Consider the following 24778-nt stretch of genomic DNA (forward strand, 5'->3'; position numbering starts at 1 on the left):
TCTTCGCCCGTGTTTACGTCCAGGGAAACCCTCTACACTTAAAGCAGGAGGACTTATGACCCTGTCTTTTACTGCTCACTGGCACGATGAATTACCCGGCTTTTACACCGCGCTTAAGCCAACGCCATTACAGAACGCGCGTCTTATCTGGCATAACGATGCATTAGCGGATTCGCTTGGCATCCCTTCGACGCTTTTTCAGCCAGAAAAAGGCGCCGGCGTCTGGGGCGGCGAAACGCTGCTCCCGGGCATGAAGCCGCTGGCTCAGGTCTACAGCGGACATCAGTTTGGCGTCTGGGCGGGACAGCTCGGCGATGGCCGCGGCATCCTGCTGGGTGAACAGCTTCTGCCGAATGGCGAAACGCTCGACTGGCACCTGAAAGGGGCAGGGCTAACCCCGTACTCACGCATGGGGGATGGCCGCGCGGTGCTGCGTTCAACCATCCGTGAAGGTCTGGCTTCCGAGGCGATGCATGCCCTGGGGATCCCCACCTCACGCGCGCTGTCCATTGTCACCAGCGACACGCCGGTGGCCCGGGAAACGATGGAGCAGGGGGCGATGCTGATCCGCGTGGCGGAAAGCCATCTGCGTTTCGGTCATTTTGAACACTTCTACTATCGCCGCGAGCCGGATAAGGTCCGCCAGCTTGCCGATTACGCCCTTCGCCGTCACTGGCCGCACCTGCAAAACGAGCCGGACCGCTATGTTCTCTGGTTCCGTGATATTGTCGCGCGCACTGCCGCAATGATTGCCCGCTGGCAGGCCGTCGGCTTTGCCCACGGGGTGATGAATACCGACAACATGTCCCTGTTAGGGCTGACGTTTGACTACGGTCCGTACGGCTTTCTTGATGACTATCAGCCGGGTTACATCTGTAATCATTCGGACTATCAGGGGCGTTACCGTTTCGACAACCAGCCTGCGGTGGGGCTGTGGAACCTTCAGCGGCTTGCGCAAAGCCTGTCGCCGTTTATCGACGTCGATGCCCTGAACGATGCGCTGGACAGCTATCAGGAGATCCTGCTGCGGGAATATGGTGTGTTAATGCGCAACAAGCTGGGGCTGATGACCCAGGAAAAAGGCGATAACGCGCTGCTGAATGGGCTGTTTGCCATCATGGTGCGTGAAGGCAGCGACTATACCCGAACCTTCCGTATGCTGAGCCAGACCGCGCAGCAGAGCGCCGCGTCACCGCTGCGCGACGAGTTCATCGATCGTCAGGCGTTTGATGACTGGTTTGCCGTTTACCGGACGCGTTTACAGCAGGAACAGATTGATGACGATACCCGCCAGGCGCGGATGAAGGCGGTTAACCCGGCGATGGTGTTGCGCAACTGGCTGGCGCAGCGGGCCATTGAGCAGGCAGAGCAGGGGGATTATACCGAGCTGCATCGGCTGCATATCGCCCTGCGCACGCCGTTTGCCGACCGGGAGGATGACTATGTCAGCCGCCCGCCGGACTGGGGCAAGCGGCTGGAAGTGAGCTGCTCAAGCTAAGGGGCGAGAAAAACCTGCGGTGCGGCGTGCGCCGGATGTCTGCCGACGTGCACCTGCGCACCGTACCAGTGTGCCAGCGCGTCGGCCTGCAAAACCGTCTCCGGTATGCCCTGAGAAACAATCCTGCCGTTGTGTAACAGCAGGATCCGGTCCGACCATAATGCGGCAAGATTGAGATCGTGCAGCACCACGCAGGCGTGAAGATGGCCCTGACGGGTCAGCGATTTCAACAGGCGCAGCAGATGCTGCTGGTGGTAGAGATCCAGCGCTGAAGTGGGTTCGTCGAGAAACAGCCAGCCGCGCGGCGTTCCGTCACGCCACAGCTGCGCCAGCGCGCGGGCGAGCTGGACGCGCTGCTGCTCGCCGCCGGAGAGGGCATGATAACGCCTGCCGGCCAGCGGCAGGCAACCGGTCAGCTGCAACACCTCACGCACAATCGACGGTTCCGGGTGACGCGTCCAGGGCGCACGCCCCATTCCAACGATCTCCTCCACCTGCCAGTCAAATCCAGGCTGAGACTGCTGGCGCATCACTGCCCGATAGCGGGACAGCGTCTGCGGATGCCATTCATCCAGCGCTTTTCCCGCCAGCGAACAGCCGCCGCTGTCGGGTTTCAGGTAGCCGGTCAGCAGCCGCAGCAGCGTGGATTTCCCCGCGCCGTTGGGGCCGATCAATGTAACCAGCTCTCCCTGCGACAGTGACAGCGAAACGTTATCTGTCAGCGTGCGGCCAGACCGGGTAAAAGTAAGATTTTCAGCCGTATAACGTTCAGCCATGCTGTTCTCCACGACGAAAAATGAGCCATAAGAACCAGGGAGCGCCAAGGATACTGGTGAGCAGGCCGACCGGCATTTCTGCCGGAGCGACCAGGGTGCGCGCGACCGTATCCGCCACCAGCAGCAGTAAAGCGCCCGCGAGTACCGTGCCGGGGAGGGTTGCCCGGTGATCGGCGCCTAGCCACATGCGCATCAGGTGCGGCACCACGAGTCCGACAAAGCCAATCACGCCGCTGACGGCGACAGCCGCAGCGACCAGCAGGGCGCTGCATAACAGTAATATTCGCTGTACAAAGGCAACGTCCACGCCAAGGTAATGCGCTTCCTCTTCACCCAGTTGCAGTAAATTTAATGCGCTGGCACAACGCCAGATCGCCAGAACGGCAGGCACCATCAGCGAGGTCACGGCGAGCAGCGTTGACCACTGTGCCTGACCAAGACTTCCCATTCCCCAGAGTGAAAGCTGACGCAGCTGGGCGTCATTGCTGACCCACGAAAGCACACCCACTGCCGCACCGCACAGGGCATTGATGGCGATACCCACCAGCAACAGACGTGACAGAGAGGGGTCACGCTGCTTGCTGAGCAGGAAGATCACGCCAGTGGCTGCCAGCGCCCCAAGAAATGCCGCCAGCATAGGGGCGTAAAGCATCACCAGCGCGGGCAGCGAGAGCGGGAGCACCACCCACAGGGCGACGGCCAGCGCCGCACCGCTGCTGATCCCGAGCAGGCCCGGGTCGGCCAGTGGATTGCGGAACAGCCCCTGCATGACGCAGCCGGCGAGCGCCAGCGATCCGCCAATCACCAGCGCCAGCAGTACGCGGGGCAGACGGATGGTAAGCCAGATCTGGCGTAGCGTCTCATCGCTGCCGCTCCACAGCACGTTCACCGGCAGGCGTAACGCCCCAAAACCGGTGGCCATGAACGTCATGACGGTAAGCAACCCCGCCAGAAGCCATAACGATAACGTGATGCGCCGGGACATCAGGGCAGTTGCTCCGCTCTGGCACGCAGCTGTTGTATGGCTTTCGGCGTGCGGACGCTGAAGCCCAGCAGGGCCATGTCATCAATAGCCAGCACCTGCTTGCTTCGTCCCGCTGGCGTTTGCGCCAGGCCGGGCAGTTTCCACAGATTTTCTTCGCCGCCCAGCGCGTTAAGGCCGTCCTGCGAAATCACCACCAAATCCGGCTGGCTGGCCATCACCCCCTCCTGGGAAAGCGGCTGATAGCGGGTAAAGCCCTGCATGGCGTTCTGCAACCCGGCGGCGCGTATTGCCGCATCCGCGCCGGTCTGTTGCCCGGCCGCCATTGCGGTCATTCCGCCGTGGCTGAGGATAAACAGCACCCGCTTGTTGAGCGGTGTTGAGGGCAGTGCCGCCAGCGCCTGACGCAGCGAGTTGCGCAGGGTTTCCCCTTGCGCCTCATGATGCGTCGCCTGAGCTATCACCCGTACTTTTTCGTCAATCGCGCGCAGGTCAGGCGTGCCGGGAACGGTAACCACCCGGACGTGGCTCTGTTCAACCTGTTTCAGCGCCAGAGAGGGCTGCGCCTGGTCGCTTGCCAGCACCAGCGTCGGGCGTACGGACAAAATCCCCTCCGCATTCAGCTGGCGAAGATACCCCACGTCAGGCAGCGCGTTTGTCGCCTGCGGCCACTGGCTGGTACTGTCGCGCGCAACCAGAGAAGACTCCGCGCCGAGGGCGTAGACGATCTCCGTCACGTCGCCGCCGAGGGCGACAATTCTCTCCGGCGCGGCGACGGCGACCAGCGGCAGGGCGCAGAGCAGGGCGAACCAGTTTTTCATGCGGCCAGCCCTTCTGGCGTCAGGGCGTCAATCTGGCGGCGCCACTGGCTCTGCTCAGGCTCGCCTTCGGTACGCTGCCCGTAGAGCTGGGCGATCTGAGTGCCGTCCGCAGCAAACAGCTCCAGGCTGGTAACGTGTCCGTCCGCCGTAGGCTTGCGCGTTACCCACGTCTCGGCGATAGTCTCCTCCAGCAGATGCAGGGTAAAGGTTGGGTTGAAGATGTTCAGCCAGCCCTTCATGGGCGTCAGTTTTTCCACCACACCGGTGAAGATCTGCACGCAGCCGCGGTTGCCGACGAAGATCATGATTTCGTTTCCGTCTTGTCGCGCCGTCTCCAGCAGCTGTGCCAGCGCGCTGTTATCCACCTTACAGGCCAGATCGTCACTCACCAGACGAAACGCCTGCTGGCGGCTCAGGTTATGGCGCTTCAGTAAGCTAAAGAACTGATGCACATCGGTCATGGCGCGCCACTCTTTCTCCACCGAGCCTGCATCAGCACCGTCGGAATGCGCAGGGGCATCGACAGCCTTCAGTGCCAGAGTGGGGTTATCGGCAATGATAAAACGGGTCAGCACGTCGCCCCAGGCGGCAACGTCGGTGCGATCCGTGGTGTAGACCTTCAGTAAAGCGTCGCCCTGATGATCGAAGAACTGAATGCTCTGACGTTCGCCGCGGGAGGTCGTTTCACTTATGTGAAACGCGCTCGCCCACTGGTTGAGGAACAAACGCAGATCCAGCGCGCGCGGATTCAGCACCAGCCCGGCGTGGCCGCCGAGGTGCTGGTTAGTAAACGCCCCGACCTGTTCGTGAACGGCGTATTCGTTACGGCAGATGCATTTGGTTTCCCCCACCGACTCCAGCGCTGCCAGAATCTCACGGATTTCACCGCGCAGCCGCCAGGCGTCGTGTCCAACGCGCGCAAATGCCAGCTCTGCTTCGCTGATGTGCATTAATCCAGCGATATCACGGGCGTACTTACCCGGATGTTCTTCTTTAAGCTCAAGCCAGCGTGTGTAGTGACCCATAATCTTATCCTTCTGAATCGTTGCCCCGAAGGGAATTACCATTGATAACTGACGAAGATTTTGCCGTTGCGGCCATCCTGCGGGATGCCCTGTGGTGACCAGTAGGCTTTGTCGAAGGCGTTCCCCAGCACGAGGGTGGTGGTGATGCCTTTGAACTGCTGCTGACCTTTATAGCTGACGTAGAAATCATTCACTGCGTAGCCAGGCTGCTCGCTGTAGCTGCTGCTGATGTGCGTTGAACGTTCGACGAAGGTGCCGATCCAGCCCACGGAGAAGCCGCTTTGCGCCACGGGGATATCCAGCTTGCTGGTGACGGTGTCCGGGTTGATGCTGGAGATGTATTCGCCCGTGTCGGTATCTTTCCCGCGTGTGCGGTTGTAGGCCACGTCCAGGTTGAACAGACTGGTCGCGTAGGTCGCCATCATGTCCCAGCCCCAGATTTTGGCATTTGGTACGTTATAGGACATGGTGGTGGCCGCCGCAAAATCGACGGTAGTGGAGATGTAATCTTTCGCTTTGGTGTCGAAGTAGCTGGCTTTGAACTCCAGCGCGTCGTTGGCGAGCAGCAGATCGTCAAAACGTAGCCCAAAACCGAACTCCTGGGTTTCGTTAGTTTCCGGACGCAGGTTCGGGTTCGGCACCCAGTAGTTGGTGTAGAAGCTGCCGATAGAGAAGTGCTTCGAGTCGTTATACATCTCGCCCATCGTTGGCGCACGGAAGGCCTGGGCGTAAGAGCCGAACAGCATCAGCCAGTCGGCTGGACTCACGGTTAACCCGGCGCGTGATGACCACTTATCCGCATCCACGTCGTCGTAACCGTCGCTGCTGCCGCGGTAGTTGTCGTAACGCGTCCCGCCGAGAAGCGTTACCGGCAGGTCGCGCAGGGTGATCTCATCCTGCAACCAGCCGGAGCTGAAGTCGATTTTCGCGTCCGGGAAGCCAGTGGTCGCGCCGCCAGGGTGTTGCTCCTGACGATAGTATTCCCCGCCGTAGGTCAGCAGGTGCGAGGCGAAGGAGTCGCTGAACAGGCGGGTGCGGTTTTCCACTTTGCCGCCTTTGGTAGTCTGCTTACGGAACTCGCCGCTGGCGTCGATGTTCTGGGCGTTGATCCGCGCTTCGGACCAGTAAATTTTCGCATCGGCGTTCAGCCAGTCGTTTCCGGCTGGCGCAATGCGGTAGCCAAGCTGTGCATCGCGCTGAATGGTGGAACGATCGGTCATCGGGTTACTGCTGCTGGCATCCGTGGTCTGCGGATTTTTCGGCTCCTGCGCGTCGTTGTTGTAGTAGCGCAGGGAGCCACTCAGCGTCTGCGCCGGATCGATTTTCCAGCTGCCTTTCGCCAGCATATTGTTGATGGATTCGTCATTTGGCGCCCTCGCGCCGTCACTCTGGCGAATGTCGCCGCGATCGCGGCTGGACCAGGAGACCAGACCGTCCAGGGTATCGGTGCGGCCATAGGCGCTGGCACCCATCCCGATGCTGTGATCGCCCGTTGCACCGGTAGCAAATACGCGATAGCCGCTGTTTTTACCTGCATCCAGCAGATCGTTGGCGTCGACGGTGTCATACGAAATTACGCCGCCCAGCGCGCCGCTGCCGTACAGCAAGGCGGAAGGACCACGTACTACTTCAATACGTTTGATCAGCGCCGGATCGAGGAACGTGCTGTTCAGGTGTCCGGTATCAGTGCCCTGGCGCACGCCATCCACCAGTATCAGCACGCCACGGCGGTCATAGCCCCGGAGGTTAACGTCCTGACCGTTGGTGCGCCCGGTGCCATCCAGCGTCAGACCGGGCACCTTGCGCAGCAGGTCGGCGGCGGAGCTGGCGGTCTGGTTTTCCGGCGCGGTGGCGTCAATCACGCTCACCATCATGGGGGCTTCAAAGGCGCTGCGGGCATTGCCGGTGGCGGTGACGGTGATCTCGTCTGCGGCGGCAAACGTAACGCCCGGCAGGGTGCTGACAATCGCCAGCGCCAGAAGAGACGGGCGTAAAGACGCGGATTGCAGGTGTGGCATAGCAACTCTCCATAAGAATTGAAAAGCGCTGGCTGCCTGGGGATCACCTGGGTGGCTGGCGAATGTGTTGTCTGGTTTATTTAGTCAGGATCAGTTTTCCGGCATTGGTCTGGCGCAGCAGGTAGTGCTGGCCGTCATGCTCGATAATGACCCGTCCCTCCTCACCCAACAGGCTTTTGCTGTCGATTCGGCGATCGGTGGGAGCAGGGGACGGTGCTGTGTGTGTTTTTGTTGGCGTTGCCGCGCTGTTATCGGTAGGTGACATAATGTTTATAAATAACAATCAATGTAACAATGATAATCATTATCAATAAACTGCAAATTCACGGCAAGCGTTTTTGTGAAAATTGTGTGACGGGATCAAATTTGGGGGAGAGGTGCGGTCTGATGCCCTCACCCCGACCCTCTCCCACGGGGAGAGGGAGAAGGGCACGTACCGTAGGCCGGGTAAGCGCAGCGTCACCCGGCAGGATTTTAAAAGCGTGTGTCCACGGCTGAAGCCAGCTTCTCCAGCAGCAGCTCGCTGTCTTCCCAGCTCAGGCACGGGTCGGTGATCGACTGGCCGTACACCATCTGCTGTCCGGCAACAATTTTCTGTGTACCTTCCTTGATGAAGCTTTCCGCCATAATGCCGGTCACCGCGGTCGAGCCGCTGCGGATCTGCTGGCAAACTTCCTCGCAGACGTCCAGCTGGCGGCGGTGCTGTTTCTGACAGTTGCCGTGGCTGAAATCCACCACCAGATGCTCCGGCAGGTCAAATTCCGCCAGCGTTTCGCAGGCGGCGGCAATATCTTCTGCATGGTAATTCGGTTTTTTACCGCCACGCATAATGATATGTCCGAACGGGTTGCCGCTGGTCTGGTAGATGGTCATCTGGCCGTTTTTATCCGGGGAGAGGAACATATGGCTGGCGCGTGACGCGCGGATGGCATCTACGGCAATTCGGGTATTGCCGTCCGTTCCGTTTTTGAAGCCCACCGGGCAGGAAAGCGCCGACGCCATTTCACGGTGGATCTGGCTTTCGGTGGTACGTGCGCCAATCGCGCCCCAGCTAATGAGGTCGGCAATAAACTGTCCGGTCACCATATCCAGAAATTCGGTGGCAGTTGGCACGCCCAGCTCGTTAACCTGTAACAGCAGCTTGCGCGCCAGCGTAATACCGTGATTCACCCGGTAGCTACCGTTCAGATCGGGATCGGAAATCAATCCTTTCCAGCCCACGACGGTACGCGGCTTTTCAAAGTAGGTACGCATCACGATCTCCAGGCGATCCTGATACGTGCCGCGCAGCGTCTGAAGGCGTTGTGCATAATCCATTGCCGCGTCGAGGTCGTGGATGGAGCAGGGGCCAATCACCACCAGAAGACGTTTGTCTTCACCATTGAGAATTTTTTCGATGCGGCGACGGGAGGCCGTCACATGGTCCGCCACCTCGGCGGATACGGGATGCAGCCGGGCCAGTTCAGCCGGTGTGACCAGGCTATCAATGCGCGCGGTGCGCAGTTCGTCGGTTTTGTTCATGGAATGTCTCAGAAATTTTTTGCTTCATCGGCAGACTACCGGGAAGTGATGGCCATCACCTTAAACCAATCCCTGCTGATTTCAAGTTCGGGGCACGTCGCCCCGAGGATGGCATGATAATAACTGAAACTGGATTAATGTACTAGCATATTAGTACATGCGGCGATTCAGCCCCATGATATCGAGGATCTTGGTGGCAATTTCTTCTACTGAATAGTTGGTACTGTTCAGCCAGGGAATTTGATTTTTCCGGTACAGCGCTTCGACTTCGGAGACTTCCATTCGGCACTGGCGCATCGAGGCGTAGCGGCTGTTCTCGCGACGTTCTTCGCGGATCGCTGCCAGTCGTTCCGGGTTGATGGTCAGCCCAAACAGCTTATGCTGGAGCGGCTTGAGCGCGGCGGGCAGCACCAGGTTATCCATATCATCGGCAATAAAGGGGTAGTTGGCGGCGCGAATGCCAAACTGCATGGCCAGGTAAAGGCTGGTGGGGGTTTTACCGCAGCGCGACACGCCGAGCAAAATCACCTGCGCCTGGTCGAGATTGCGTAGCGAGATCCCGTCGTCGTGCGCCAGGGTGTAGTCAATGGCGGCAATACGCGCATCGTATTTGGTCAGGTTGCCGGGGTTCAACCCGTGGGTACGGTGGGCGATCGGCGTCGGATCGAGCTTCAGCTCGCTTTGCAAGGGAGCAACCAGCGCCTGCACGATGTCCTGACAGAAGCCCTCGCTTTGCAAAATGATGTTGCGGATCTCAGGGATCACAATGGAATAGAACACCAGCGGACGAACGCCGGTCTGCTGGTAAATGGCGTCGATCTGGTCCTTGACCGCTTTGGCCCGGCTCTCATTTTCCACGAACGGCAACGTGATGCTGTTTATCGATACCGGAAACTGCGACATCACCGCGTGTCCCAGCACCTCGGCGGTAATCGCCGTCCCATCAGAAATATAAAAAACGTGGCGATCGACAGCATTATCCATTTTATCCACCCTGAATAGCGTACGTAATTGCCTGAAAGCATAAATTAAAAAAGTTAATTTCACAGCAAAGAACTTATCTGAATTTAAAATGAAATGGTGTTTTTGATTTTCCTGAAAAGTGGATTTCATTTTTCGAATAGCGGCTTTATTTCTATGGTTTTTGCCGGAATCTATAGGAATCATCGGGTTAGCGAGTGCCGGGAAACTGTCCGAAAAGTTGAAAATTTAAATTGCTTACACGATTCACCGTTTTTTTAGCGGAAATAAATATGCCAGTATAAATACGTAGTCAGGTGTTTCTTACTCCGATCAAATATCACAAAAGGATTGTTTCGATGTCCAACAATGGCTCGTCACCGCTGGTGCTTTGGTATAACCAACTCGGCATGAATGATGTAGACAGAGTTGGGGGCAAAAATGCCTCCCTGGGTGAAATGATTACAAATCTGTCCGGTATGGGTGTCTCCGTACCTAACGGGTTTGCCACAACCGCCGATGCGTTTAACCTGTTTTTAGACCAGAGCGGTGTAAACCAGCGCATTTACGACCTGCTGGATAAAACGGATATTGATGATGTCACCGAGCTTGCCAAAGCCGGCGCGCAAATCCGCCAGTGGATCATCGACACACCTTTCCAGCCGGAACTGGAAAAAGCCATCCATGACGCCTACAACCAGCTCTCCGCTGACGACGCGCAGGCCTCCTTTGCCGTGCGCTCTTCCGCCACCGCGGAAGATATGCCGGACGCCTCTTTCGCCGGTCAGCAGGAAACGTTCCTGAACGTTCAGGGCTATGACGCGGTGCTGGTGGCGGTGAAGCACGTCTTCGCCTCCCTGTTCAACGACCGCGCCATCTCCTATCGCGTGCATCAGGGCTATGACCATCGCGGCGTCGCGCTCTCCGCAGGCGTACAGCGCATGGTGCGCTCCGACGTAGGCTCTTCCGGCGTGATGTTCTCTATCGACACTGAATCCGGCTTCGACCAGGTGGTCTTTATCACCTCTGCGTGGGGTCTGGGCGAGATGGTGGTGCAGGGGGCGGTGAACCCTGACGAATTCTACGTGCACAAGCCTACGCTGGCGGCTAACCGTCCGGCAGTGGTACGCCGCACCATGGGCTCGAAAAAAATCCGCATGATCTATGCTCCGACGCAAGAGCATGGCAAGCAGGTCACCATTGAAGATGTGCCGCAGGAGCAGCGGGATCGCTTCTCGCTGACCGACGCCGAAGTGGAAGAGCTGGCGAAGCAGGCGGTGCAGATTGAAAAACACTATGGCCGTCCAATGGACATCGAGTGGGCGAAAGACGGACACACCGGCAAGCTTTTTATCGTGCAGGCGCGTCCGGAAACCGTCCGTTCACGTGGTCAGGTCATGGAGCGCTATACCCTGCACGCGCAGGGCAAAATTGTCGCGGAAGGCCGCGCAATTGGTCACCGCATCGGTGCCGGTCCGGTGAAAGTGATCCACGATATCAGCGAGATGAACCGCATTCAGCCCGGCGACGTGCTGGTGACCGACATGACCGACCCGGACTGGGAACCGATCATGAAAAAAGCGGCTGCCATCGTCACCAACCGCGGCGGCCGTACCTGCCACGCGGCTATTATCGCCCGTGAGCTGGGGATCCCGGCGGTAGTCGGCTGCGGTGATGCCACCGAGCGCATGAAGGACGATCAGAAGGTGACGGTCTCCTGTGCCGAAGGCGATACCGGCTACGTGTATGCCGATATCCTCGACTTCAGCGTGAAAAGCTCCAGCGTAGATACCATGCCGGACCTGCCGCTGAAGATCATGATGAACGTCGGTAACCCGGACCGCGCGTTTGACTTCGCCTGCCTGCCGAACGAAGGCGTGGGCCTGGCGCGTCTGGAATTTATTATTAACCGTATGATCGGGGTGCACCCGCGTGCGCTGCTGGAGTTCGACGACCAGGACGCAAAACTGCAAAACGAAATCCGCGAGATGATGAAGGGTTACGACTCGCCGAGAGAGTTCTATGTTGGTCGTCTGACGGAAGGGATCGCCACGCTCGGCGCGGCCTTCTACCCGAAACGCGTGATCGTGCGTCTGTCGGACTTTAAGTCCAACGAATACGCCAACCTTGTGGGCGGTGAACGCTACGAGCCGGAAGAAGAGAACCCGATGCTGGGCTTCCGCGGCGCCGGACGCTACGTGTCGGAAAGCTTCCGCGACTGCTTCGCGCTGGAGTGCGAGGCGGTAAAACGCGTGCGCAATGACATGGGGCTGACCAACGTGGAAATCATGATCCCGTTCGTCCGTACTGTGGATCAGGCGAAAGCGGTGGTTGATGAGCTGGCGCGTCAGGGGCTGAAGCGCGGCGAGAACGGGCTGAAGATCATCATGATGTGTGAAATTCCGTCCAACGCCCTGCTGGCCGAGCAGTTCCTGGAGCACTTCGATGGCTTCTCCATTGGCTCGAATGACATGACGCAGCTGGCGCTCGGCCTGGACCGCGACTCCGGCGTCGTCTCTGAGTTGTTCGATGAGCGTAACGAGGCGGTGAAAGCGCTGCTCTCCATGGCCATCCGCGCGGCGAAGAAACAGGGTAAATATGTCGGCATTTGCGGGCAGGGTCCTTCTGACCATGAAGACTTTGCGGCCTGGCTGATGGATGAGGGGATTGATAGCCTCTCCCTGAACCCGGACACCGTGGTGCAGACCTGGCTGAGCCTGGCAGAGCTGAACAAGTAAAACCTGCATAACCTGAAAAAGGCGAGGATATCAGTCCTTGCCTTTTTTATTTTCCTGCGAATATGCTCGCCATCACAAATAAAGCAAAAAACCAAATATCATAATTTATCTGTTAATTTAGACAATTGTTAGCGGGCAGGGCGTTGCTAATACTTGAGCCTTACCGCGTACATCCGTCGGGATGATGCGCGACTGGTTGAAATACGTTTTAACCTGATAAAAAGGCAAATAACAATGACAATCTCCTCTGTGTTACGTACCAAAGATAAAATAGGTTATGGCCTCGGCGATATGGCCAGCGCGCTGGTCTGGCAAACGGCAACGTTATTTCTCGCTTATTTCTATACGGACGTATTCGGTTTGCCTGCCGCCATTATGGGCACCATGTTTTTAGTGGTGCGCGTGGTCGATGCGTTTGTCGACCCGTGCATTGGCGCGCTGGTGGACCGCACTCAGACCCGCCACGGTCGTTTTCGTCCCTGGCTGCTCTGGTTTGCCATTCCGTTTGGCGTGAGCTGCCTGATTACCTTCTACGTCCCGGATGCCGGGGCGACGGCAAAAATTGTCTATGCCTGCGTAACCTATGCCATCCTGAGCCTAATCTATTCCGCGATTAACGTCCCATACTGTGCCATGCCCGGTGCGCTGACGCTCGACCCGCGCGAACGCCACTCGCTGCAATCCTGGCGCTTTGGCCTGTCGTTTATCGGCGGGTTGATTGTAACGGTCATCGCGCTGCCGCTGGTCTCATTATTAGGCCAGGGGAATGTGCAAAAAGGCTATTTCTATGCCATGAGCCTGATGGGGCTGCTGGGTATTGTTTTATTCTTCTGCTGCTTCTTTATGACCCGGGAGCGTTACTCGCCGCGCAATGACACCTCCGGCTCGATGCTGACGGATTTAAAACTGCTGGCCGCCAATAGCCAGTGGCGAATTGTTTTTCTGTTTAATATTTTACTGTTAACCGCCGTCGTGACGCGTGGCTCTGCGACCATGTATTACGTTAACTATGTTCTGTTACGTCCGGAACTGGTTTTTGCCTTTATTGTTTCCGGCATGGTGGCCTCCTTAAGCGGCGCATTATTATCTGAACGTCTGCTGGGGAAATTTGACCGGGTGCGTGCCTATCAGTGGACCATTATTTCTTTCGTTATTTTTGGCGCGCTGATTTTCTTCATTCCGCCTTCACAGGTGTGGCTGATATTCGGTCTGAATATTGTGTTTAGTTTTATTCAGAACCTGACCACGCCGCTGCAATGGACCATGTTCTCCGATGTGGTGGACTACGAAGAACACCGTAGCGGCCGCCGCCTTGACGGGCTGGTCTTTTCTACCGCCCTGTTTGCCATCAAATTTGGGCTGGCGCTGGGCGGGGCGGTGGTCGGTTGGGTGCTTGGCATGGTGGATTACGCGCCGGGTCAGGCAAACCAGGCGCCTCACGTTCTCGCAACCATCAATGCCCTGTTCACCCTGATCCCCTGCGCGCTGTTCCTCTGCATGGTGGCGCTCCTTGCCATCTACAAACTTAACAGCCGACTGGTGGACAGCATCGCCCGCGAGCTGGCCAGCAAACGCGATAGTCGAAACGATACGGGGCAGCTCAGCCCGGCAACCCAATCCGCACTACAGGAGTAAACCATGACTGCGATCTACAAGGACGCGGGACGTTCCGTACACGAGCGTGTCGCTGATTTACTGGCGCGTATGACGCCGCAAGAGAAATTTGCCCAGATGCACGCGTACTGGCTGATCCTTGATGAACACGGCAACCACCGCGAACGCAGCGATCTGAGCGATGAATTCGCCGGCGTGAGTGAACAGGCGTCCCTCAGCGAAAGGCTGAAGCTGGGCGTCGGGCAGATCACCCGCCCGCTCGGCACGCACATTGTTGATGCAAAAACCGGCGTGCGTGCCGCCAACCGCCTGCAACGCATGATGATGGAGGAGACCCGGCTCGGCATTCCGGCGCTGTTTCATGAAGAGTGTCTGGTAGGGCTGCTGTGCAAAGATGCAACGCTGTTCCCGTCGTCGCTGAACTACGGTTCTACCTGGGACCCGGCGCTGGTGCAGCGGGCGGCGGAGCAGATTGGCAAAGAGGCCCGATCCGTCGGGTGCCAGCAGGGGCTGGCCCCGGTGCTGGATGTCTCGCGCGATGTGCGCTGGGGACGGACGGAAGAGACCTTTGGGGAAGATCCGTGGCTGGTAGGGGTGATGGCGACGGCGTACGTGAAGGGGTTGCAGGGCGATAAGCGCGATCTGCTGGCGACCCTGAAACATTACGTCGGCCACTCCTTCAGCGAAGGGGCGCGCAATCATGCGCCGGTCCATCTCGGTTTCAGCGAGCTTAACGATACCTTCCTGCTGCCGTTTGAGATGGCGGTAAAGCTGGCCAACGCCGGTTCGGTGATGCCAGCCTATCACGACATTGATAATCAGCCAGGGCACAGCGACCATTTTCTGCTCACCACCGTGCTGCGTGAACAGTGGGGCTTCGACGGCATTATCGTGGCGGATTACGGCGGCGTCAGCCTGCTGCACCAACACCACGGGATTTCTCACGATCCAGCACAATCGGCGGCGCTGGCGTTTAACGCCGGGCTGGACGTGGAACTGCCGAAGGATGACTGCGCGCGTCATCTGGCGGAAGCGGTAGAGCGTGGGCTCATCTCAATGGCGAAAGTGGATGAGATTGTGGCGCGCGTGCTACGTGAAAAATTCCGTCTCGGGCTGTTTGAAAAACCGTACGCCGACGAAGAAGGTATCGATTTGCAGAATGAGGCGACCCGGCAGGTGGCGCGCGAGGTGGCAACAAAATCGATCACGCTGCTGGAAAATAACGGCATTTTGCCCCTCGGCGGAAAACCCCGTGTAGCGGTAGTGGGGCCGACGGCGGACGATCCACTGGCGTTACTGAGCGGCTACAGCTTCCCGGTTCACCTGATTATCAGCGATATGGTTGAAGAGACCTCGCAGGTGACTACCCCGCGCGCGGCGCTGGAACAGTACCTTGGCGCATCACAGATACGTTACGCCAAAGGGTGTCACATTATCGAAAAACGGATGGCGGGCGCACCGGTGTTCCCGGGCGACAGCGGCGGTAAGCCGATGCAGCAATCGCCGGTTTCACAACGCACGGATTTGATCCCCGACGCCGTGAGCGCGGCAAAAGAGAGTGACGTGGTGGTGGCCTGCGTGGGCGACCTCGCCGGGCTATTCCAGAGCGGCACCGTGGGGGAAGGTTCGGATACCGATTCGCTGGATCTGCCGGGCGTGCAGCAACAGCTGCTGGAGGCGCTGGTGGCAACCGGTAAGCCAGTGATTGTCGTCATGACGGGTGGGCGTCCTTATAACCTTCAGGGGCTGGAAGAGAAGGTGGCCGCGCTGATGATGGCCTGGGCGCCGGGGCAGGAAGGGGGCTGGGCGATTGCCGATGTCTTAACCGGCCGCGCGGAGCCGCAGGGCAGGCTGGTAGTGAGCGTGCCGAAAAACGCCGGGGCGATGCCGTACTACTATAACCACAAGCTGAAAAGCGGCGGCACGCCGTTTGCGTTCCATTTCGGCGCACTTTACCCGTTCGGTTACGGTCTCGGCTGGACGCAGTTTCGCTGGGGCGCGGCCCGCCTGGCGGAAAGCCGCGTCCCGATCGACGGAGAGGTGGCGTTAAGCGTCGATATCACCAACACCGGCGAGCGCAGCGGCAGCGAAGTGGTACAGGTGTACGTACGCGATAAGGTCGCCACGCAGGTGCGTCCGCTTCAGGAGCTGAAAGCGTTCCAGCGCGTTACGCTTTCACCGGGAGAAACCGCCACGCTGACCTTTACCCTGCCGGTGGAGATGTTTAATTTCACCCGCCGGGACGGGAAGCGGATTATCGAGCCAGGGGAATTTGAGCTACAGGTTGGCGCGTCCTCGGCGGATATTCGCGAGGCGGTGAACGTGCTGGTAACCGGGGAGACGCGGGAGCTGGCGGGGGAATGGCGCATGCTCAGCCGCTGTGACATTACACGGGCGTAAAAAGGATAAAAAAAAGCCCATCGTGGGAGATGGGCAAAGACTACACACAGCAATTCGTTGTTTCACTCAGGGGATTTCCATGCTTATAAATCAAGGTGTTGATTTATAACCGTGTCTTAATAGTAGGCATGCCAGGATTTTGAGTCGATCGGATTCGTCTCAATAGTTAAAGGCAGGTAAAGATTTCTTGAAGAGAATGACGGTTTTAGGCAGAAAAAGGCGGGTCTGACCAGTGTGCAGAGAATAAATAGTTTAGCAACGTTTAAGTATTGCTGTGGAGAGTGTAGCCGGGTAAGCGTTAGCGCCACCCGGCCTACGTTCTTACTGCGCGTTCTTATCTTCCAGTTCTTCAAGTTCGCTTAAGATGACGTCAGGGTCGGTTCCCGGCGGCGGCACTTCATGCACCCAGGCGGAGAAGAGACGCCAGGTTACCGCAAGCAGCACCGGACCGATGAACAGGCCAATCATGCCGAAGGCAATTAACCCCCCGATCACCCCGGACAGGATCAGAATCAGCGGCAGGTCAGCGCCCATGCGGATGAGGAGGGGACGGATCACGTTATCCATGGTGCCCACCACGCAACTCCAGACCAGTAGCACCGTGCCCCAGGTCGTGTCCCCCGTCCAGTAAAGCCAGATAATGCAGGGAACCAGCACCAGCAGCGGACCGAGCTGAGCCAGACAGGTCATCAGCATGACGACGGTGAAAATGGTGGCATAAGGTACGCCGGAAATTGCCAGCCCGATTCCGCCAAGTACAGCCTGCACCAGCGCTGTGACCACCACGCCGAGCGCTACCGCGCGGACGGCCTGGGCTGCCAGCAGCACGGCCGCATCGCCGCGTTTACCTGCCAGTCGGGTGGCGAAATGACGTACCCCCAGCGCAACCTGCTCGCCGCGCCAGTACAGCAGGGCGCTGAAGACCAGCATCAACGTACAGTGCATCATGAAGCGACCAATGTGCGCAGCCTGCCCCACAAACCAGGTGGTGGTTGTGCCGATGTACGGACGCACTTTGGCCATCAGGGCGCTACCGCCCATCTCCAGCAGGCTGTGCCAGCCGCTGTACAGTTTTGCGCCCACAACAGGAATACTGTTCAGCCACGCGAGATCCGGCAGCGTCATATCACCGCTGGTGACCGCGCGAATAACCGGGCCGCTACTGTCAACCAGGCTGTTAACCAGCAGTGCAATGGGAATAATAAACAGCAGGAACAACAGCAGCGTCATCACCAGCACGGCCAGGCCGCGGCGACCAAACAGCAGTTTCTGCAAACGTAAGAGTAAAGGCCAGGTTGCGACGACGACGGTCGCGGCCCAGGCAAATCCGAGCACGAAAGGACGAACAATCCACAGACACGCAATAATCATAATGGCTAAGAACAGCACCGACAGCAGTATCTGCGCGACATCCCTGGGCTGACGAAGATTGACCATAAACGAAACTTTCCTTAAATGAACACCAGCAAGGCTGATGGGAATATAAACCGCATCTCTCTAATCATTAGTGATTTCAGCGATTTTTGACAGGCGGATTTTGCCCGTAATTCTACGAAGCACATAAGAAAAAAATGTGATAAAACTTTCCAGACACAACGCAAACGATTTCACACTATTCTCATTAGGGTCGACAGCAATGATCCCACAGATTTCTCAGGCACCGGGCGTCGTTCAGCTGGTGCTTAATTTTTTGCAGGCACTGGAGCAACAGGGTTTTACAGGTGACACCGCCACCGATTATGCCGACAGGCTGACGATGGCGACCGATAACAGTATTTACCAGCTTCTTCCCGATGCCGTCGTTTTCCCGCGCTCTACCGCCGATGTGGCGCTCATCGCCCGTCTGGCGTCGCAGGAGCGTTTCAGCACCCTGGTCTTTACCCCACGCGGCGGCGGGACGGGTACCAACGGGCAGGCGCTGAACCAGGGCATCATCATTGATATGTCCCGCTATATGAACCGCATCATTGAGATCAACCCGGAAGAGGGGTGGGTGCGAGTGGAAGCGGGGGTGATCAAAGATCAGCTGAATCAGTTTTTGAAACCTTACGGCTATTTTTTTGCGCCAGAGCTTTCCACCAGTAACCGCGCGACCATTGGCGGGATGATCAACACCGATGCCTCGGGGCAGGGCTCGCTGGTCTACGGCAAAACCTCCGATCACGTTATGGGTGTGCGGGCGGTGCTGCTGGGGGGCGATATCCTCGATACCCAACCGATGCCGATCGAACTGGCTGAAACGCTGGCAAAAGAGAGCACCACCAGCGGACGGATTTATCGTACCGTGCTGGAGCGCTGCCGCGAAAATCGCGAACTGATCCTCAACAAATTCCCGAAGCTTAACCGCTTCCTGACGGGCTACGATCTGCGCCATGTCTTTAATGACGATCTGAGCCAGTTCGATCTTACCCGCGTACTGACCGGGTCAGAAGGGACGCTGGCCTTCATCACCGAAGCGCGTCTGGATATCACCCGGTTGCCAAAGGTGCGCCGTCTGGTGAATGTCAAATACAACTCCTTTGACTCCGCGCTGCGTAATGCACCGTTTATGGTGGAGGCGCGGGCGCTGTCGGTGGAAACCGTCGATTCAAAAGTTCTGAACCTGGCCCGGGAAGATATCGTCTGGCATTCGGTGAGCGAACTGATTACCGACGTGCCGGATAAAGAGATGCTCGGCCTGAACATCGTCGAGTTCGCCGGGGATGACGCAGAGCTGATTGAGAGCCAGGTAAGCACGCTCTGCCAGCGTCTGGACGAGCTGATTGCCCAGGGGGAAGGCGGCGTCATTGGCTGGCAGCTGTGTAACGATCTCTCCGGCATCGAGCGAATCTACGCGATGCGTAAAAAAGCGGTGGGGCTGCTCGGCAACGCGAAAGGGGCGGCGAAGCCTATTCCGTTTGCGGAAGATACCTGCGTGCCGCCGGAGCACCTTGCTGATTATATTGTGGAGTTTCGCGCGCTGCTCGACAGCCATGGTCTGAGCTATGGCATGTTCGGGCACGTGGACGCGGGTGTGCTGCACGTGCGCCCGGCGCTGGACATGTGCGACCCGCAGCAGGAGATCCTGATGAAGGAGATCTCCGACCAGGTCGTGGCCCTCACGGCCAAATACGGCGGCTTGTTATGGGGCGAGCACGGCAAAGGATTCCGCGCCGAGTACAGCCCGGCGTTTTTTGGCGAACAACTTTACGCCGAGCTGCGTAAGGTGAAAGCCGCTTTTGATCCCGATAACCGCCTCAACCCGGGAAAAATCTGCCCGCCGGAGGGCATCGATGCGCCGATGTTGCAGGTGGACGCCGTCAAGCGCGGCACCTATGACCGACAAATTCCGATTGCGGTACGCGCTTCCTGGCGCGGCGCGATGGAGTGCAACGGCAACGGGCTGTGCTTCAACTTCGATGTGAAAAGCCCGATGTGTCCGTCGATGAAAATCACCAGCAACCGCATTCATTCCCCGAAAGGGCGTGCCACGCTGGTGCGCGAATGGCTGCGCCTGCTGGCCGACCGCGGCGTTGACCCGCTCAAGCTGGAACAGGAGCTGCCGGAAAAACGCGCCAGCCTGCGCGGGCTTATCGAACGCACCCGCAACAGCTGGCATGCGAACAAAGGTGAATACGATTTCTCGCATGAGGTGAAAGAGGCGATGTCCGGCTGCCTGGCGTGCAAGGCGTGTTCAACCCAGTGCCCGATTAAAATTGACGTACCGGAATTCCGTTCCCGCTTCCTCCAGCTGTACCACACGCGTTATCTGCGCCCGATGCGCGATCATCTGGTGGCGACGGTGGAGAGTTACGCGCCGCTGATGGCCCGTGCGCCAAAAACCTTTAACTTCTTTATCAACCAGCCGCTGGTGCGCAAACTGTCAGAAAAACATATCGGCATGGTGGATCTGCCGCTGCTGTCGGTGCCATCGCTCCAGCGTCGGCTGGTGGGGCACCGCTCGGCGAACATGACCCTGGAACAACTGGAAGCATTAAGCCCTGAGCAGAAAGCGAAGGTGGTGCTGGTGGTGCAGGATCCGTTTACCAGCTATTACGATGCCCAGGTGGTGGCCGATTTTGTCCGACTGGCCGAGAAAATCGGCTACCAGCCGGTGGTGCTGCCGTTCTCGCCGAACGGCAAGGCGCAGCACATAAAAGGTTTCCTCACCCGCTTTGCGAAAACCGCGCAGAAAACTTCAGATTTTCTGAATCGCGTGGCGCAGCTCAGTATGCCGATGGTGGGCGTCGATCCGGCGCTGGTGCTCTGTTACCGGGATGAATATAAGCAGACGCTCGGCGATAAGCGCGGTGATTTTCAGGTCTTACTGGTGCACGAGTGGCTGCCTGCGGTGCTGACGCAAACGCCCACTCAGGAGGTGAGTGGAGAAGCCTGGTATCTGTTTGGGCACTGCACCGAAGTGACGGCGCTGCCGACGGCGCCTGCCCAGTGGGCTTCTATCTTTGCCCGGTTTGGCGCGAAGCTGGAAAGCGTTAACGTGGGCTGCTGCGGTATGGCCGGAACCTACGGCCATGAAGTCAAAAACCACGCTAATTCGCTCGGCATTTACGAGCTGTCGTGGCATCAGGCGATGCAGCGCCTGCCACGCAACCGCTGTCTGGCGACGGGCTACTCCTGCCGCAGCCAGGTGAAACGGGTGGAAGGTAACGGCGTCCGCCATCCATTGCAGGCTTTACTGGAGATTATCGGATGATCTGGAAACGTGCGGTCACGCTGGAGGCCTTAAATGCCATGGGCGCGGAGAACATGGTCGGTTTGCTGGATATCCAGTTCACGCGCATTGGCGACAACGAACTGGAAGCGACGATGCCGGTAGACAACCGTACTCATCAACCGTTTGGCCTGTTGCACGGCGGCGCGTCCGTCGTGCTGGCCGAAACGCTGGGGTCGGTGGCGGGCTACCTGTGTACGGAAGGAGAGCAGAAGGTGGTGGGTCTGGAGGTCAATGCCAACCACATCCGCTCCGTTCGCAGCGGACGCGTGCGCGGCGTCTGCCGGGCGCTGCATGCCGGAAGCCGTCATCAGGTGTGGCAGATTGATATTCTGGACGAGCAGGATCGCCTGTGTTGTTCATCCAGGCTGACGACGGCCGTTGTGTAAAGTTTCCGGATGTCTTGTTTTTGGTCAAAAATTAGCCACCTGATTGTGATATACTGGTCACGTTTTGAACATAAGCGAGGACATCATGGATACTGAAATAACCCCAACACAGCTGGCAATTGAATATTTACGTCGCGATAAAAGCAATCTGTCTCCCGCCCAGTACCTGAAAAAGCTGAAACAGCTTGAGCTGGAATTTACGGATTTGCTGGCGCTCTCTTCAAACGAACTGAAAGAAGAGATCTACTTTGCCTGGCGGTTGGGCGTTCACGTCCATTAAGCAGTGAAGAAAAGGCCGCAAGCGCGGCCTTTTTTGTGTCTGACATTCAGTATCTGGCAGGCAGTTTGTTAATTTTAATCAGCCGGCCTTCTTCCATTTCGATGAACCCTCCCGTTTTCAGATCAGCCAGGATCCGCATTACGCCACTGCGGGAAAGATGGGTTTTATCCCTGATATACCTTTCCGCCGTCACGCTGCGTCGGTAGCTGTCATCTTCCTGCATCAGCAGCACGAGCTGCTGGCGAATCATCTCGTACGCGGTTGGTGCGCCTTTCGGCATAACGTTGTGATAGAGGCGGTTATAGACAAACATCAGATGATTAGAAAGCAGCCCCCACAGCGCCTTCTCTTTGATAATTTGAGCCACCCGATCGGTCGTGAGCACACCAATCAGGCAAGGCGTTATCGTTCGGAGGTAGTCATTAAAATAAATGTCCGTCAGGTTAGCGAGGCCAAACAGGGCGGGACTGCGCGCCGTTGAAAGCATCATGTCGTCGCTTCTTCTGTATATGGCGACCGTGCCATCAAGAATTAAATAACACATGCTCTGCCCTTCAACCTGGAGATCAAGTTGCTCGCCGGGATCGGTTTTATGCGTGGCGCAGTGCGGCTGTAAATGAGAAATCAGTTCCTGAGCATAGGGAGAGCCGCGATGCGATGGTTTGTCAGAAGACATAGCGTTAACCTGGAAAGAGACTGTACTCTCTATAGTGTCGCTCTTCTTTTCCACCTTCTCCAGAGATAAATACAGCCTCAGTACTTACGGGGTAAGTGATGGATCTCAACTAGTACGCCACGCTCCATGGTGATGTATTTCCCCGTCCGCAACTCCGCGAGGATCCGCATAATGCCGCTGCGTGAAAGATAGGTGCGGCTTTTGATATAGGCTGCGGCAGTAATGTTTTGTCTTATGGCTTCCGGCTCCTGCATTAACTCAACCAGTTGAAAGCGGATAATGTCATAAGCCGACATTTGCGATATCTGGGCACAATGTTCGTAGACGCGCGATGCGGTATAGATCAGCAGGTTTGAGAAGTGCTCCCATAAATTCTGTTGTGCGACAACATGATTGAAACACGCCAGCGAAACGCTGGCCACCTCTGAAGTTTCCAGCGCTCTGACGTACAGGTGTTCAGACGATAACTGGCTGCTCACGCCGAGTATAAATGGCGCGGATTCAGAATTTAAGACGATACCGTCCCCGCGACGGTGCAACGCCACGCTGCCATGCAACAGTAAAAAGCATTGACGGGTATCGCCGGAGCAATAATGGATAATTTCTCCTCTGGCAATAATGCTTCTCTCCGCATGCGGCAAAACATTATCGATTATTTTTTCAATGTGCTTAAAAGGCTTAGCGCCGAGCACTATTGACTTATCAATATCTGACTCAGGCGCGAAACGGGTATTCATGTGAAACCTCACTGACTGATGCGATCATTTTTTGATCGGCATAAAGAATTATCTTAAAAACCAGCAGATCAGGGAATGTTTGCGGCGAGTCTAATTATAGACTCGCTTTTTTTTGAGTCTTAATTAATTGAAATTGAAACCTTTTTTATTCAGGTCTAAAAGTAGACTTTGGCCATTATTCTTAAGGTGTTTCCGAGTGAATATGTTTTGTAATTGTTAAAAGAGGGTCTACAGCTAGACCTCAAAATTGATTGTATGCGGAAAAAGAGTTGTATAAATTTTGACTCGTCGGAAGGTCTTTTGTTTCTGCAACTGAATGTCGGTAATAAATAAAGTAATACGGGATATAAAATTATGAATACAAAATTGATGATGGCAATGTTAGCGGCAGGTTCTGTACTCACCATGACCAATGCATTCGCAGCGGCCGGTACCGTTAATTTTAACGGGAATATTCTGGATTCTGCCTGCGACGTTGATGTGGCATCCCAGAATCAGGTGGTGGTATTAGGCGATTATTATAAAACGGAATTCCCGACAACCGGGGCGAGAACGGCTGCGACGCAATTCAATATTATTTTGAAAAATTGTCCGGTAACGGTCACCAATGCAAAAGTCCGTTTTGACGGCACGCCGGATTTAACCAACGCCAGCCTGCTGGCGATTGATACGTCCGTGGCGGGGGCGGCCACCGGGGTGGCGATTAACCTGATGACGGCAGATAAAGCCGATCTGCCGCTGCACGGCAGCAACAGCTATATTTACCCGCTCAGCAGTACGGCTGATAATACGCTGAACTTCTACGCGCAGTATATCTCCACCGCGGCATCCGTGACCGCGGGCCCGGCTAACTCGGTCGCAAACTTCTCAGTGGTATACAACTAAGTCATTGCAGTAATCAGCAGGGGGCCGCCCGGCCCCTTGTTTTATGAGGTATTAAAATGCGTTTTATCACGACAACGGGCCTGGCTATGGCGCTGTTACCGCTGACGTTAACATCCGTCAGTGCAGGAGTAATTATTGGCGGCACCCGTATTATTTTTGATGGGACTAAAAAAGAGGCGTCAATAGGTATTACTAATCCTGATAATGTTCCTTATTTAATCCAGTCGTGGATAGATGTTCAGGATGAACAATCGGGTAAAGCGCCTTTTATTATTACGCCACCACTGTATCGGCTGGACGGCGGGCAAAAGAACCTTGAGCGTATTGTCATGACCGGCTCACTGCCTCAGGGGCGGGAGAGTTTATTCTGGCTGAACATTAAAGCTATTCCTTCAGCCTCAAAGCAGATGAACTCGCTGCAAATTGCCGTCAAAACGCGCATCAAATTAATTTATCGACCAGAGACTCTTCGTGCGTCTACCCCCGAGGAGCAAGCCAATAAATTAACCTGGCGTCGTGCGGGAAATACCCTTCAGGTTAATAACCCTACGCCGTACGTTATCAATTTCAATGAAATTACGTTGGGTAATAAGAAACTTGACGATGTCACGTACGTGATGCCTTCAGGCACAGCCCGTTTTCCGTTACCGAACGGAACCAGTGGCAATACGCTGACGTTTAAAGTCATTAACGATTATGGCAGCCCTGGCGAATTACACCGGGCCAGTTTGTGATCCTTACGCGTTA

The 24778-nt window shown here is 56.8% G+C and carries 20 protein-coding genes and 1 other RNA gene; 9 read left to right on the top strand and 12 right to left on the bottom strand.

All coding sequences use genetic code 11. The annotated features are described in order from the left end of the window. Positions 1 to 55 precede the first annotated feature (55 nt). Positions 56 to 1498 (top strand): protein adenylyltransferase SelO, encoded by a 1443-nt coding sequence (selO, locus tag O1721_RS13545; RefSeq protein WP_032648064.1) that lies wholly within the window; start codon positions 56 to 58, stop codon positions 1496 to 1498. Here selO and O1721_RS13550 read toward each other — a convergent pair. The 8 genes from O1721_RS13550 to ppsR all read right to left on the bottom strand — a co-directional run bounded on the left by O1721_RS13550 (position 1495) and on the right by ppsR (position 9625). Further along, positions 1495 to 2274, bottom strand: a complete 780-nt coding sequence (locus tag O1721_RS13550; RefSeq protein WP_015570728.1) for a heme ABC transporter ATP-binding protein — start codon at positions 2272 to 2274, stop codon at positions 1495 to 1497. The two genes, selO and O1721_RS13550, sit on opposite strands and share 4 nt — an antisense overlap. Continuing rightward, positions 2267 to 3259 carry a FecCD family ABC transporter permease gene (locus O1721_RS13555; protein WP_032619823.1) on the bottom strand — a complete coding sequence of 331 codons (993 nt, stop codon included), beginning with the start codon at positions 3257 to 3259 and terminating at the stop codon, positions 2267 to 2269. Before O1721_RS13555 ends, O1721_RS13550 begins: the two co-directional genes overlap by 8 nt. Next, positions 3259 to 4077: a heme/hemin ABC transporter substrate-binding protein gene (locus O1721_RS13560; RefSeq protein ID WP_017384647.1), complete on the bottom strand. Its 819-nt coding sequence runs from the start codon at positions 4075 to 4077 to the stop codon at positions 3259 to 3261. Before O1721_RS13560 ends, O1721_RS13555 begins: the two co-directional genes overlap by 1 nt. Continuing rightward, on the bottom strand, positions 4074 to 5102 hold the full coding sequence (chuS, locus tag O1721_RS13565; protein WP_032650010.1) for a hematinate-forming heme oxygenase ChuS: 1029 nt from the start codon (positions 5100 to 5102) through the stop codon (positions 4074 to 4076). Before chuS ends, O1721_RS13560 begins: the two co-directional genes overlap by 4 nt. Positions 5103 to 5137: 35 nt before the next feature. After that, entirely contained in the window at positions 5138 to 7120 is a 1983-nt protein-coding gene (locus tag O1721_RS13570) for a TonB-dependent hemoglobin/transferrin/lactoferrin family receptor (protein WP_032619820.1), read from the bottom strand. A 76-nt stretch (positions 7121 to 7196) separates the two neighbouring features. Continuing rightward, the gene (gene hemP / locus O1721_RS13575; RefSeq protein ID WP_015570723.1) at positions 7197 to 7385 is read right to left on the bottom strand and encodes a hemin uptake protein HemP; all 189 of its coding nucleotides are present in this window, start codon (positions 7383 to 7385) and stop codon (positions 7197 to 7199) included. Positions 7386 to 7594: 209 nt separating this feature from the next. Beyond that, positions 7595 to 8641: a 3-deoxy-7-phosphoheptulonate synthase AroH gene (gene aroH, locus O1721_RS13580; RefSeq protein ID WP_032648068.1), complete on the bottom strand. Its 1047-nt coding sequence runs from the start codon at positions 8639 to 8641 to the stop codon at positions 7595 to 7597. A 150-nt stretch (positions 8642 to 8791) separates the two neighbouring features. Next, on the bottom strand, positions 8792 to 9625 hold the full coding sequence (ppsR, locus tag O1721_RS13585) for a posphoenolpyruvate synthetase regulatory kinase/phosphorylase PpsR (protein ID WP_017384644.1): 834 nt from the start codon (positions 9623 to 9625) through the stop codon (positions 8792 to 8794). A gap of 335 nt (positions 9626 to 9960) precedes the next feature. On the opposite strand from ppsR, the gene ppsA reads away from it, so the two are divergent. From ppsA to O1721_RS13600, 3 genes are all read left to right on the top strand, one after another. Further along, complete coding sequence (gene ppsA / locus O1721_RS13590; protein ID WP_017384643.1) at positions 9961 to 12339, top strand: phosphoenolpyruvate synthase; 2379 nt, start codon at positions 9961 to 9963, stop codon at positions 12337 to 12339. Positions 12340 to 12573: 234 nt separating this feature from the next. Next, positions 12574 to 13974: an MFS transporter gene (locus O1721_RS13595; protein ID WP_032648070.1), complete on the top strand. Its 1401-nt coding sequence runs from the start codon at positions 12574 to 12576 to the stop codon at positions 13972 to 13974. Between the two features lie 3 nt (positions 13975 to 13977). Continuing rightward, on the top strand, positions 13978 to 16353 hold the full coding sequence (locus O1721_RS13600; protein WP_032648072.1) for a glycoside hydrolase family 3 N-terminal domain-containing protein: 2376 nt from the start codon (positions 13978 to 13980) through the stop codon (positions 16351 to 16353). Positions 16354 to 16358: 5 nt separating this feature from the next. On the opposite strand, the gene rprA is transcribed toward O1721_RS13600, so the two are convergent. Continuing rightward, an RNA gene (rprA, locus tag O1721_RS13605) (antisense sRNA RprA) lies at positions 16359 to 16466 on the bottom strand. Between the two features lie 208 nt (positions 16467 to 16674). Next, positions 16675 to 17790 carry an AI-2E family transporter YdiK gene (gene ydiK / locus O1721_RS13610; RefSeq protein ID WP_015570721.1) on the bottom strand — a complete coding sequence of 372 codons (1116 nt, stop codon included), beginning with the start codon at positions 17788 to 17790 and terminating at the stop codon, positions 16675 to 16677. Between the two features lie 199 nt (positions 17791 to 17989). Here ydiK and ydiJ point away from each other — a divergent pair, with 199 nt between their 5' ends. The 3 genes from ydiJ to O1721_RS13625 all read left to right on the top strand — a co-directional run bounded on the left by ydiJ (position 17990) and on the right by O1721_RS13625 (position 21733). Continuing rightward, positions 17990 to 21046, top strand: a complete 3057-nt coding sequence (gene ydiJ / locus O1721_RS13615) for a D-2-hydroxyglutarate dehydrogenase YdiJ (RefSeq protein ID WP_032648074.1) — start codon at positions 17990 to 17992, stop codon at positions 21044 to 21046. Further along, positions 21043 to 21453 (top strand): 1,4-dihydroxy-2-naphthoyl-CoA hydrolase, encoded by a 411-nt coding sequence (menI, locus tag O1721_RS13620; protein WP_023296356.1) that lies wholly within the window; start codon positions 21043 to 21045, stop codon positions 21451 to 21453. Before ydiJ ends, menI begins: the two co-directional genes overlap by 4 nt. An 85-nt stretch (positions 21454 to 21538) precedes the next feature. Then, positions 21539 to 21733, top strand: a complete 195-nt coding sequence (locus O1721_RS13625) for a YdiH family protein (protein ID WP_003857766.1) — start codon at positions 21539 to 21541, stop codon at positions 21731 to 21733. A 46-nt stretch (positions 21734 to 21779) separates the two neighbouring features. Here the strand turns inward: O1721_RS13625 and O1721_RS13630 are convergent, their stop codons facing one another. Next, positions 21780 to 22409 carry a helix-turn-helix domain-containing protein gene (locus O1721_RS13630; RefSeq protein WP_032648076.1) on the bottom strand — a complete coding sequence of 210 codons (630 nt, stop codon included), beginning with the start codon at positions 22407 to 22409 and terminating at the stop codon, positions 21780 to 21782. A gap of 77 nt (positions 22410 to 22486) precedes the next feature. Beyond that, positions 22487 to 23146, bottom strand: coding sequence for a winged helix-turn-helix transcriptional regulator (locus tag O1721_RS13635; protein ID WP_032648078.1), 660 nt, complete (start codon positions 23144 to 23146; stop codon positions 22487 to 22489). A gap of 354 nt (positions 23147 to 23500) precedes the next feature. Between O1721_RS13635 and O1721_RS13640 the strand changes: the two genes are divergently transcribed. Next, positions 23501 to 24031 carry a fimbrial protein gene (locus O1721_RS13640; protein ID WP_015570717.1) on the top strand — a complete coding sequence of 177 codons (531 nt, stop codon included), beginning with the start codon at positions 23501 to 23503 and terminating at the stop codon, positions 24029 to 24031. Between the two features lie 56 nt (positions 24032 to 24087). Then, the gene (locus O1721_RS13645) at positions 24088 to 24765 is read left to right on the top strand and encodes a fimbrial biogenesis chaperone (RefSeq protein ID WP_032648080.1); all 678 of its coding nucleotides are present in this window, start codon (positions 24088 to 24090) and stop codon (positions 24763 to 24765) included. Positions 24766 to 24778: the final 13 nt, after the last annotated feature.

The sequence above is a fragment of the Enterobacter cloacae complex sp. HYC033_NIDB genome (assembly GCF_056673335.1).

Coding starts and splice junctions, on each gene's coding strand:
- selO (WP_032648064.1), top strand. CDS start 56: ATGACCCTGTCTTTTACTGCTCACTGGCACGATGAATTACCCGGCTTT.
- O1721_RS13550 (WP_015570728.1), bottom strand. CDS start 2,274: ATGGCTGAACGTTATACGGCTGAAAATCTTACTTTTACCCGGTCTGGC.
- O1721_RS13555 (WP_032619823.1), bottom strand. CDS start 3,259: ATGTCCCGGCGCATCACGTTATCGTTATGGCTTCTGGCGGGGTTGCTT.
- O1721_RS13560 (WP_017384647.1), bottom strand. CDS start 4,077: ATGAAAAACTGGTTCGCCCTGCTCTGCGCCCTGCCGCTGGTCGCCGTC.
- chuS (WP_032650010.1), bottom strand. CDS start 5,102: ATGGGTCACTACACACGCTGGCTTGAGCTTAAAGAAGAACATCCGGGT.
- O1721_RS13570 (WP_032619820.1), bottom strand. CDS start 7,120: ATGCCACACCTGCAATCCGCGTCTTTACGCCCGTCTCTTCTGGCGCTG.
- hemP (WP_015570723.1), bottom strand. CDS start 7,385: ATGTCACCTACCGATAACAGCGCGGCAACGCCAACAAAAACACACACA.
- aroH (WP_032648068.1), bottom strand. CDS start 8,641: ATGAACAAAACCGACGAACTGCGCACCGCGCGCATTGATAGCCTGGTC.
- ppsR (WP_017384644.1), bottom strand. CDS start 9,625: ATGGATAATGCTGTCGATCGCCACGTTTTTTATATTTCTGATGGGACG.
- ppsA (WP_017384643.1), top strand. CDS start 9,961: ATGTCCAACAATGGCTCGTCACCGCTGGTGCTTTGGTATAACCAACTC.
- O1721_RS13595 (WP_032648070.1), top strand. CDS start 12,574: ATGACAATCTCCTCTGTGTTACGTACCAAAGATAAAATAGGTTATGGC.
- O1721_RS13600 (WP_032648072.1), top strand. CDS start 13,978: ATGACTGCGATCTACAAGGACGCGGGACGTTCCGTACACGAGCGTGTC.
- ydiK (WP_015570721.1), bottom strand. CDS start 17,790: ATGGTCAATCTTCGTCAGCCCAGGGATGTCGCGCAGATACTGCTGTCG.
- ydiJ (WP_032648074.1), top strand. CDS start 17,990: ATGATCCCACAGATTTCTCAGGCACCGGGCGTCGTTCAGCTGGTGCTT.
- menI (WP_023296356.1), top strand. CDS start 21,043: ATGATCTGGAAACGTGCGGTCACGCTGGAGGCCTTAAATGCCATGGGC.
- O1721_RS13625 (WP_003857766.1), top strand. CDS start 21,539: ATGGATACTGAAATAACCCCAACACAGCTGGCAATTGAATATTTACGT.
- O1721_RS13630 (WP_032648076.1), bottom strand. CDS start 22,409: ATGTCTTCTGACAAACCATCGCATCGCGGCTCTCCCTATGCTCAGGAA.
- O1721_RS13635 (WP_032648078.1), bottom strand. CDS start 23,146: ATGAATACCCGTTTCGCGCCTGAGTCAGATATTGATAAGTCAATAGTG.
- O1721_RS13640 (WP_015570717.1), top strand. CDS start 23,501: ATGAATACAAAATTGATGATGGCAATGTTAGCGGCAGGTTCTGTACTC.
- O1721_RS13645 (WP_032648080.1), top strand. CDS start 24,088: ATGCGTTTTATCACGACAACGGGCCTGGCTATGGCGCTGTTACCGCTG.